This is a genomic window from Mycobacterium sp. (genome assembly GCF_050701675.1).
Classification (GTDB): Bacteria; Actinomycetota; Actinomycetes; order Mycobacteriales; family Mycobacteriaceae; genus Mycobacterium.
Map to the genome: position 1 here is coordinate 1 of NZ_JBOGDD010000024.1, position 2,474 is coordinate 2,474.

Here is a 2,474-nt window from a genome sequence, read left to right on the forward strand (position 1 = left end):
GCACGGTGCTGCGTGCCATCGACATCGACGTCGTCGGGAGTTACGGGACTCAACTGCACGAACTCGGTGACGACATCCGGCGCACAGTGCTCGACACGGTCCGCCTGATCCTCGATGACCTCGATGACCATGGGCGCACCCCGTCCGGGCCCATCGACGTGACCATCAGCGATGTGGTCGACGGTGACCCGTTGGGCTGACGGCCGTTGAATTGCTTTCCTTTGCAACGGTATTCGCCTCGCAAGTGCGTGCCACTGCCAAGCCGGTGGCCGACCGGCATTACGATTGCGCGAGTCGCTGTAGACACAGACGGGGAGACCATGACCGCAGAGCACGTCGTGCGCGCCGAGATCGCCGCATGGAGCCGCAACGACGTCGACGAGGTCATGAGCCACTTCGCCGAGGACGCCACCTTCGACATCGGACCCGACTGGCCGACGCTGGCCGGACGACAGGCCATCCACGAGATGATGAAAGCCTTTTTCACGCGCGGGAAATGCGTGGACCTCGAAATCCTGCACCTCGCCGTCGACGGTGACGTCGTGTTGATGGAACGGCGTGATCACTGGATCGTGGGCGGCGAACAGAAGACCTGGCCGGTCATGGGCGCATACCAGGTGCATAACGAAAAGATCACGGCTTGGCGCGAGTACTTCTACCCGCCGAAGTAGGCCTGACCTGGCACTTCGCCGTTAAGAACGAGTGAGTTGCACGGCATACGCCATCCCACGCGGACACGGCCGGGCCCGTAGACTCTCGGCATTGAATTCGCTTCATCGAAGACAGCGACAGCCGACAACGCCCGAAAAGGTTCGAGTTGAGCAACAGACTGTTTTCCGGCTTCGAAGATGCCGGATGGGACCACGCACCCTGGGACGACGAACCCTGGTTCTCCCCTGCCGAATTGGCGATCCTGCTCGATCCGGTTCTCTCGGTCGCCGAAGCCGCCGACCGCGTCGGCTGCGTCGAACGCGACGTGGTCGCGGTACGCCGAATCGCCTGACACTGAAGATCAGTTGGGCCCGCCGCGCTCGCCGGCCAGCAGGGCGAGCAGCAGTTCGGCACGTACCCGGGCGACATCGAGATCGCAGCCCAGGAGTTTCTGCGCGGTCCTGATCCGGTTGCGCAAGGTGTGGCGGTGGACGCCGAGTGCCGCCGCGGCCGTCTCCCAGTGACCGTTGGCCTCCAGGTAGGCCCGCAGCGACACGACGAGACCGCCCTGCTGATCGCGGTCATAGTCGGCGAGCGGGGCCAGTGTCGTGTCGGCGACGGCGGACAAGATCGTGCGACTCGCCTCGTCGGAGAGCAGGGCCTGCCCGGCGGCAGCACCGAATTCGACTGGCACTCCGCCTCTTTGCGCCATCGTGCCGGCACGCCGGGCGTTCCGTACCGCGACGGTGAGGTCGTCGAGCACGTGCGGGCCACTCATTCCGACCCGCAGCGTCCGGCGCGCCTGGCCGGCCACCCCACCGATCAATCTGCTCGCGAAGTCGACACCGAGAACTCCCGGAATCACCGCCACCACGGCCTCGCCCGCCGCGTGGACGAAGCACTGATACCCGCCGCTTTCCAGTACCTCCACGCAAGCCCGGTGAACGGCGGCAAGCGCTTCCGCGGAGTCGCCCTCTATCGCCACCACGCGTATCCGTCGGTGCGGATCGGCAACGCGGGTCAACAGCGACCACGCGGGCCGCAGGTCCGCGTCGGTGGCGAGCACCATGCTCAGCGCCGACGAATTCAACTGCCGCTGAGCCGCATTGAGGCGAGCAGGCTTGTCGAAGTCGAGGGCGAGCAGGGCGTTGGCGTGGCCGAGCAGCATCTGCTCCATGTGGCTGAGCGTGGCGCCACCGATGACCACCAGCTCGCCGTAGGACTTCGATCCCACCCGGATGCGTTGGTGGGCAACAGGAGTCGCCGTCCCACTCAAGGCGACGGTGGCCGTACCCGCGTCAGCCCTCGACGACACCAGCGGGCGCAGCGCGTCGAGCAGCGAGGCAGCCGGGGGCCCGGGGTGGCACGCCACGACGTCGCCGGCGGTGCCCAGAATCAGGACCGTGGCGGCCAGCGAGCGGCCCAGTTCGCGCGCGACGGCCGGCGCTCCCCCGGTGATCGCCGCGCGGGTGAGGTGCGGCTGCGCCCGTGACACCCGCACGACGTCGTCGTATTGCAGCTCGGCGATCCGCGCGGTGACGGACTTGACCAGCGCGGCGAAGGGCGTCTCCAGCGGCACCTCGATCAGGGGCAGAGCGAGCTCGTCGGCCACCGCGACGAGGTCCTCGGGCACCGTGAGATGGGTCAAACCCGTCGCGAAGCCCAGGCCCGCCACCCCGCACTGGTCGAGCTCGCGCAGGTAGTCGGCACGCTCGGCGGCCGTGCCCGGAAGCCTGATCCCGGTCGTGAGCACCAACTCGTTGCCCGACAGCCAGCGCGCCGGATTCGCGAGTTCGGTGGTCAGCACCATGTCGATGGGACGG

Annotated in this window: 3 protein-coding genes and 1 pseudogene; 3 read left to right on the forward strand and 1 reads right to left on the reverse strand. The window is 67.4% G+C overall.

Annotated elements, in window-relative coordinates; all coding sequences use genetic code 11:
• The 3 genes and pseudogenes from ACRDUX_RS00775 to ACRDUX_RS00785 form a co-directional block, all read left to right on the forward strand.
• A pseudogene (locus tag ACRDUX_RS00775) lies at positions 1-200 on the forward strand (hypothetical protein); the annotation flags it as partial.
• A gap of 138 nt (positions 201-338) precedes the next feature.
• On the forward strand, positions 339-671 hold the full coding sequence (locus tag ACRDUX_RS00780; RefSeq protein ID WP_526410070.1) for a limonene-1,2-epoxide hydrolase family protein: 333 nt from the start codon (positions 339-341) through the stop codon (positions 669-671).
• Between the two features lie 146 nt (positions 672-817).
• Entirely contained in the window at positions 818-1,003 is a 186-nt protein-coding gene (locus ACRDUX_RS00785) for a hypothetical protein (RefSeq protein ID WP_477492627.1), read from the forward strand.
• Between the two features lie 9 nt (positions 1,004-1,012).
• On the opposite strand, the gene ACRDUX_RS00790 is transcribed toward ACRDUX_RS00785, so the two are convergent.
• Positions 1,013-2,474 (reverse strand): PucR family transcriptional regulator (locus ACRDUX_RS00790; protein ID WP_526410072.1); only part of this gene is annotated, 1,462 nt, incomplete at its 5' end.